Below are 7,393 nucleotides of genomic sequence, written 5' to 3'. Positions count from 1 at the left end.
CCTGCGCCAGAAAAGTGGCAACTGCCCCCCACCACGACCGGCCAATGTTTACCACAAAATTACGAATACCTTTTTTTGCCTTCAGTTTTTGTTTGTACGCAAACCAAACATAATAAATAGCTTGACATAATCATCCCGGTGATCCATCTCACAAATTCGGACCCGAATCCCCCCTCCCGCAGACCCAATCGCCTTCCGCAATCCGCCACTCACATTAGCAAAGCAGTAAACAGCCTCGGAAACCACTGCCAGAGCCATCCCCCGCGAACCACCACCCGGAAAGGTGCCCCAGGTCTCCCGCTATCGGAGACCTGGGATACACCCAATCCGAGGGATGATGCGCCCTGATCAGTTCCCTGAAGCGTGCGCCGCCTGCCAGCGAGGCAGTGGCTTCTCGCGGATCTCGCGGGTCCTTCCCGAAAGCACCGAGAGCAGGATATTGAGGTCAACCGGCGGTCTCAGGCGCTGGTCGTAAAGCGGGTCCTCCAGCAGGATTTCCCCGGAGCGGATGAGAAGGATCTTCGCCGACGGCCAGAGGCGCCGAACCAGGTGCGCGGCTTCCTCCATTTCAAAGCTGCAAAGGCTGTTGTGGAGAATCACAGCGTCGAAGCTGTTTCCCCTCGAAAGCCTCCATAACCCGCGGTAGTCATGGGCGTGGGAGAAGCAGAACCCGGGAGACTGCTCCAGGGGTTTCCCCATCACGATGTCCTCGTCCATGCGCCCCACCGAGAGTACGCGCGCGGGGCAGGCCACTGCTGTCTGATATGGGGATGAGGCAGGGACGAGGGGAGCGCAGGGATCGGCAACCAGCGGGCCGGCTCCCACGCAAGGCGATGTTGGCTTGAAAGGGATGACTAGATGCATGAGGTATTCCTCCGTAAACATGGCTGGACGCAATGCGGTTTCTCTCCCTGGGGAAGGGAGCGCAATCGAGCTATGCCAGCACTGTAGGAGGAGCCCGGAGACGAATCTGTCCGAGATGAGGAGCAAGGGTGACGGGCCGGCGTTCTTCGGCTACGCGGTAGCCGGCGCTGGTCAGTCGAACGGTGGCTTGTTGCGCCGCGACGCTCGTGGGCCGGTTCGGCGGCCGGCGTGAAGGCGAAGGCCTCATCGCCGCGACGGGCCGCGTCAGGTCCTGGTGCTTATCCCACAGCTTGAGCAGGGTGGTGCGCGACGCGTCCCCGCGATGAGGATTGCCGGTGTGGAACCGTGCGCCTACGGTCCACAGAAGGACCGCGATCGTCAGCCCGGCGCAGGCCGCAGCCAGTTGCCTGCCCCGTCCCGCAAAGGAAGGCGGAGAAACCCGGTCCCGAACGATGGAGTGATCGTGATTCATGGGAAGGCCGCAAAACCAGGCTGCAAGGGTTGGACGCTACAACCGACCAGAGGTTATGCGTCCCCGAGGCGGCAGTATTTCGAAACCAAAGTCGCACACGGTTCTCATTGATTTCCTTTCATCATCCTGGAACGTTTCACGTCGAGCAGCTTGCATGAATTCCGTCGTTCTTCTACACCGCTTGGTTTGTCATCCCGAGCGAAGTCGAGGGATCTGCGGTTGTTCTGCGACGTCGGTCACGTGGCCTTGCGCTGAGGTGGGAGTAGGATGCGCGCATGCACGAGGGAAGCTACTTCACTTACATCATGGCCAGCCGCAGTCACACGCTATACATCGGGGTGACAGGTGACCTGCTGAAACGTGTGTTTCAGCATAAGTGGCGCGAATGCGGCGGGTTCACGGAGCGGTATAACTGCGACCGGCTGGTGTGGTTTGAGGGGCAGCAGGACGTGACGCGGGCGATTGCGCGGGAGAAGCAGTTGAAGGGGTGGAGGCGCGAGAAGAAGATCGCGCTGATTGAAAAGATGAATCCGGCGTGGGTGGATCTGGCGCGGGAGTGGTATGACCTGGAGCCCGCGGATGAGCGGCGGGCGCTGGACCGCATGGATGTTTGAGATTGGCGGGCGGGGTTAAAGCAACCGCAGATCCTTCGACTTCGCTCTGGACGACAGCGCTTGTTTGGGGGTGGGAGTCTTGTGGGTGGGAGTCTTGGGGGTGGAATCTTGGGGGTGGCAGGCCCGCTTGGTTTGTCATCCCGAGCGAAGTCGAGGGATCTGCGGTTGTTCTGCGACTCGGTCTCAATACGGGTTGAAGCCGCATTCCCCGAGCGCCCGCTGTGTTTCAATAGATAGAGAATGGCGAAGTTTCGGCGAGATACGGTTAGAGGGCGGCTGATAGCGGCGCGGCGGAAGGCGCGCGAGTATGCGATGGTGGCGCGGGCGCTGGCCGACACGTCGCATCCGGTGCTGGCGCAGATTGTGCCGGCGCGCTTCTGTAACCTGTCGTGCGCCTATTGCAATGAGTACGACAAGGTGTCTAAGCCTGTCGATTTAGAGCAGATGTACCGGCGGATCGATCATCTGGGGCGGCTGGGAACGGCTATGATCGGGATCTCCGGCGGGGAGCCGCTGACGCATCCTGACCTGGATGACATTATCCGGCGGATGCGGGGGACTGGCGCCATTGCCGGGATGATCACCAATGGCTATCTGCTGAATCAGGAGCGGATTGAGCGGCTGAACCGGGCCGGGCTGGATCACATGCAGATCTCGATTGATAATGTGATCCCGGATGAGGTTTCAAAGAAGTCCCTCAAGGTGCTGGACAAGAAGCTGGAGATGCTGGCGGAGTTTGCCGAGTTCCACGTGAATATCAATTCGGTGGTGGGCGGCGGGTTCAAGAATCCGGACGACGCGCTGGTGATTGGGAAGCGGGCGCTGGCGCTGGGGTTCGAGTCGACCATTGGGATTATTCACGACGGGGACGGGCAGCTGAAGCCCCTGAATCCGGAGGATTCGCGGGTCTACTTCGAGATGCAGAACCGGAAGAAGACCAACTACGCGCAGTTCGACAAGTTTCAGGAAGCGATTGTGCAGGGCCGGCCGAATGAGTGGCGGTGCCGGGCGGGGTCGCGGTATCTGTATATCTGCGAGGACGGGCTGGTGCATTACTGCTCGCAACAGAGGGGATACCCGGGGGTTCCGCTAGTGGAGTATACGACCGCGGATGTGAAGCGGGAGTACAAGACCGCCAAGAGCTGCGCACCGCATTGCACGATTGGGTGCGTGCACCGGATCAGCTATATCGACCATTGGCGGTCCCCGCAGACGACGGAGATTTCGCCGGGCGCCGGCGGGCTGGTGCAGATCTCGGGCAGCTAGGCTGCCCCGAAAAGGGAGTAGGGAGTAGAAGGTCGGCGGCGCATTCCTGAGCGGAATGCGCCGTTTCTCTTTTGGGGCGGGTCAGGCTGGGTGGCTGGGGGCCCTGGTGGTCAGTCGTACGGTGCCGGGCCGCGGGGTGCGGTGCCAGCGGAGGACGCGCAGGGCGAGGAGGGTGATCCAGCGGCTAGGGGCGCCGCAGCGCTCGGGGAAAGGGAAGGAGAGGGATTCGTCGTAGGCGGCTTCGAGAAGCCAGCGGCCGTCCGGCTGGCGTTTGGATTCAATGACTTGATTGGCGTCGTTGGCCAGGCGTGGGTCAGGCGGGAGGCCGGTGGCGCGGAAGTAGTCGAGGGCGCGGAGGATGTTGTAGTGGTAGCGGGGCGGAAAGGCGAGCTGGAGGAACTCCTGGCTGGCAACTTCGCCGGTGGAGGCGCGGCGGAAGAGTTGGCGGTCGAGGAGATACTGGTGGGCACGGAGGCGGGCGGCGGCGGAGAGCGGGGTGAGCGGGGCGTTGGGGCCGGCGGCGTATTCAAACTCCAGCAGGCCTTCGAGGACGCAGATTGTCGAGTGATAGGAGGAGCGCTGGGATTGTGGAGCGTCGCAGTTCCAGCCGCCGTCGGGTAGCTGCTCGGCGAGGAGGTTGCGGGCAAGGGAATGGCTGGGGCGACCGAAGTACGAGCCGGCGGCGAGGGCTCCGCCGTTGATGCAGGGTTCGGTTTCGCCATCGAAGAACGATTTGCCGCCCAGGTCGTCGGCCCAGCGAAAGCCGGAGGCGAGGCGGGAGACGGCGGACTGGATGAGGGGGTCGGCGGGATCGGCTGCGATAGCGCGGAGGAGCTGAAACATGAAGAGGGTGGGAAGCCAGTCGGGGGAGTCGGGGCGGCGCCAGGGGCCGTCTTCAGATTGGGCGGCGAGGATCTGGGCGCCGAGGCCTTCATGGGGGATGCGGGCGCGGACGGCGGCAAGGTCGGCAGGAGGGGTGTCGGTCAGGTCGCGAAGGGTTTGGTAGCGGAGCGCGGGGTCCGGGGACGCGAGAAGCCAGGCGAGGGTGGGTTCGGAGATGTCCACGGATTGATTCTAAGACTGCGCTCGCAATGATTTTTTGGGGAGGACGTCAGTCGGGCTTGGGACCGTCTCCGTTTTGTCCGCCGGTGCCGACGAGGTCGATTTGGCCGGTGGTGACGTGCGCCTGCAGGCGGTAATCGCCCGATGCGTTCTCTCTCTTGAAACTGCGGAAGAAGCCGCCCTTATCAACGCCGAAGGCGCGGGCCTGGACTTGGCCGATGCCGACGGAGGCGTCCACGCTGCGGTAGTCTCCGGCGTGAATGGAGGAGATGGTGATCTGTCCTGCTGTGACTTCGATGTCCTTGTCGCCTTTGACCCCTTCCACCGTGACCTGTCCGGCGAGGATGTGAACACGCAGGTTGGTTCTGCGGGGAACCTCGATCCTGACCTGGAGGTTGTTATTGCCGTGATGGAGTTCAGGGCCGTGGATAGTCAGATTGCCGCCAGTAGCGGTTGGCGAGAAGTGGAGAGAGGCGTCGCGAGCGGTTCCTTCGGTGCCGGCGGTGCAGGAGACGTGGAGTTCCTCCCCGTCGGTGCCGACGATCTCGAGGCCGGCAGGCTTGGAGTCGATGGTGAGCACAGCTCTCGATTGGAGGGGGACACTCACGGTTTGGCTGCAGGGGGACTTGTCTTCGGCGGATGCGGCGGCGATGCTGCAGGCGAGAAGGGCCAGGGGCGCGGCGTAAGAGAGCGATCGCATGGATTGACATACGCAGAGCGGGGCAGGCAGGTTCCCAAGGGGGCGGGGGAAGAGGGGGATCAAACGGAAAGTGTTAGCGCCAGGGCAAATCTTCAGGACTCAACGCGAATGCATTTTCCGAATATGCCGTTAGCTCCGATCCAGCCGTTGATTCCACCGCGATTGTTGCCGATCTGGAACCGCTCGCCGCTGATTGCCTTGATGAGGTGGAGGTATTCCATACCGCGTACTTTACAAAGGACGATGTCACCGACGGAGAGTGAGTCGCCCATCCCATCCACACAATGTTCTCACGCCGTTTGCGAATTGCCGTTCCTTCGCACCCTCCGTTGAGCGGGCTAGACGCAACTGCAGATCCCTGCGTCCGCTGAAACCCTCCCCACGGACCAAGATCTGCGCGGGGACCCGGTGGCGCGCGCGGACTGTCAGGATGGCACCGCGTGGTTTGATCGCTCATGCCAATGGCAAACGGCGCATTCCGTGGTGAATGCGCCGTTTGGAAAACGGGTCCTTCGGCTTCGCCTCAGGATGACAAGGTTGTGGGAAGCGGAAATCTACGCTTCGACCTTTTCGTACTTCTTGGGGCGGCGGTTGGCCTGGAGGATCTTTTTGCGCAGGCGGAGGGACTTGGGGGTGACTTCGACGAATTCGTCGTCGGCGATGAACTCGATGGCCTGCTCCAGGTTGAGCGCCTTGTAGGGGACGAGCCGGATGGCGTCGTCGGCCGAGGAGGCGCGCATGTTGGTGAGCTTCTTTTCGCGGACCACGTTGACGTCGAGGTCGTTGTCGCGGGAGTGCTCGCCGACGACCATGCCCTCGTAAACGTCGACGCCGGGGCCGACGAAGAGGATGCCGCGCTCCTGAAGTCCGTTGAGTGAGTAGGTGGTGGTGAGGCCCTGGCGGTCAGCGATCAACGCCCCTGTGGGGCGTTGGGGGATCTCGCCCTGGTAGGGGATGTAGCCGTCGAAGAGCGCGTTCATCACAATGGTGCCGCGGGTTTCCGTCAGCATCTCGCTGCGCAGGCCGATGAGGCCGCGGGAGGGGACGCGGAACTCCATGCGCACGCGGCCGGAGCCGTGATTGTGCATTTTGGTCATCTCGCCTTTGCGGGGGCCGAGCTTCTCGATGACCACGCCGGTGTGGATTTCAGGGACGTCGATGGTGAGGTGCTCGACGGGCTCCATGCGGGTGCCCTCAACCATCTTGGTGACGATTTCAGGGCGGCCGACCATGAGCTCGAAGCCCTCGCGGCGCATCATTTCGATGAGAATGGCGAGCTGGAGTTCGCCGCGTCCAAGGACCTTGAAGGTGTCGGGCGAGTCCATCTCTTCAACGCGGATGGAGACGTTGGTGAGGAGTTCTTTTTCGAGGCGCTCGCGGAGGTTGCGGCTGGTGACGTACTGGCCTTCGCGGCCGGCGAAGGGCGAGTTGTTGACGCTGAACTGGATGGCAATGGTGGGCTCGTCAATGATGATGAGCGGCAACGGCGCAGGATTCTCGACGCTGGTGAGGGTCTCGCCGATGGTGATGCCCTCGACGCCGGCCACGGCGACGATGTCGCCCATGGTGGTTTCGGTGGTCTCTGTGCGTTTGAGGCCGCTGAAGGTGAACAGCTTGGTAATCCTGGTCTTGTGCAGCTCACCGCTGCGCCTGGAGACGAAGACCTCGTCGCCTGCGTGGAGCGTGCCCTGGAAGACGCGGCAGATGGCGATGCGGCCGAAGTAGTCAGAGTAGTCGAGGTTGGTGACCAGGATCTGGAGCGCGCCTTCGGAGTCGCCGGTGGCTGGGGGGATGGTCTTGACGATGCTCTCGAAGAGGGGCTGGAGGCTTTCGCCGGGCTGGGCGGGATCGAGTGTCGCGGTGCCCTGCTTGGCCACGCAGTAGAGGACTGGGAACTCGAGCTGGTGCTCGTCGGCGTCGAGATCGATGAAGAGGTCGTAGATCTCGTTCAGGACTTCCTGGGGGCGCGCGTCGGGGCGATCGATCTTGTTGATCACGACGATGGGAGGCAGCTTGGCCTCAAGAGCCTTCGACAGCACGTAGCGCGTCTGGGGCAGCGGGCCTTCGGCTGCGTCGACGAGGAGCATGACGCCGTCGACCATTTTCAGAGCGCGCTCGACTTCGCCGCCGAAGTCGGCGTGGCCGGGGGTATCGACGATGTTGATTTTGCCGCCCTCGAAGTTGATGGCGGTGTTTTTGGCGAGAATGGTGATGCCGCGCTCGCGTTCCAGCTCGTTCGAGTCCATAACGCGCTCGGCCACCTGCTCATTGGCGCGGAAGGTGCCGGACTGGCGAAGCATGGCGTCGACGAGGGTGGTCTTGCCGTGGTCTACGTGCGCGATGATGGCGATATTGCGTATCGTCTGGTTCACAGGAGCGGTGTTTCCTTCTTTATGGATGGAGGCCATGAGGCCG

General features: G+C 62.4%; 8 protein-coding genes. 2 read left to right on the top strand and 6 right to left on the bottom strand.

Features of this window, described 5'->3' with window-relative positions:
* Positions 1-348 precede the first annotated feature (348 nt).
* A complete protein-coding gene (locus VGL22_RS11200; RefSeq protein WP_465267006.1) occupies positions 349-864 on the bottom strand; it encodes a hypothetical protein in 516 nt (171 codons plus the stop codon).
* A gap of 70 nt (positions 865-934) precedes the next feature.
* Positions 935-1,336, bottom strand: a complete 402-nt coding sequence (locus tag VGL22_RS11195; RefSeq protein ID WP_465267005.1) for a hypothetical protein — start codon at positions 1,334-1,336, stop codon at positions 935-937.
* A gap of 275 nt (positions 1,337-1,611) precedes the next feature.
* Here VGL22_RS11195 and VGL22_RS11190 point away from each other — a divergent pair, with 275 nt between their 5' ends.
* Positions 1,612-1,950 (top strand): GIY-YIG nuclease family protein, encoded by a 339-nt coding sequence (locus VGL22_RS11190; protein ID WP_465267004.1) that lies wholly within the window; start codon positions 1,612-1,614, stop codon positions 1,948-1,950.
* Between the two features lie 240 nt (positions 1,951-2,190).
* Positions 2,191-3,216: a radical SAM protein gene (locus VGL22_RS11185; protein WP_465267003.1), complete on the top strand. Its 1,026-nt coding sequence runs from the start codon at positions 2,191-2,193 to the stop codon at positions 3,214-3,216.
* A gap of 81 nt (positions 3,217-3,297) precedes the next feature.
* On the opposite strand, the gene VGL22_RS11180 is transcribed toward VGL22_RS11185, so the two are convergent.
* The 4 genes from VGL22_RS11180 to typA form a co-directional block, all read right to left on the bottom strand.
* Positions 3,298-4,281 carry a prenyltransferase/squalene oxidase repeat-containing protein gene (locus VGL22_RS11180; protein ID WP_465267002.1) on the bottom strand — a complete coding sequence of 328 codons (984 nt, stop codon included), beginning with the start codon at positions 4,279-4,281 and terminating at the stop codon, positions 3,298-3,300.
* Between the two features lie 46 nt (positions 4,282-4,327).
* Positions 4,328-4,978 carry a hypothetical protein gene (locus VGL22_RS11175; RefSeq protein WP_465267001.1) on the bottom strand — a complete coding sequence of 217 codons (651 nt, stop codon included), beginning with the start codon at positions 4,976-4,978 and terminating at the stop codon, positions 4,328-4,330.
* 92 nt (positions 4,979-5,070) lie between these two features.
* Complete coding sequence (locus tag VGL22_RS11170) at positions 5,071-5,250, bottom strand: hypothetical protein (RefSeq protein ID WP_465267000.1); 180 nt, start codon at positions 5,248-5,250, stop codon at positions 5,071-5,073.
* Positions 5,251-5,532: 282 nt separating this feature from the next.
* On the bottom strand, positions 5,533-7,386 hold the full coding sequence (gene typA, locus VGL22_RS11165) for a translational GTPase TypA (protein WP_465266999.1): 1,854 nt from the start codon (positions 7,384-7,386) through the stop codon (positions 5,533-5,535).
* Between the last annotated feature and the right edge of the window lie 7 nt (positions 7,387-7,393).

Origin of the sequence: Occallatibacter sp., from assembly GCF_036502485.1 — a bacterium.
Taxonomy (GTDB): domain Bacteria; phylum Acidobacteriota; class Terriglobia; order Terriglobales; family Acidobacteriaceae; genus Telmatobacter.
Note: the sequence above shows the minus strand (reverse complement) of the source record. Positions and strands in the feature narration are given on the sequence as shown.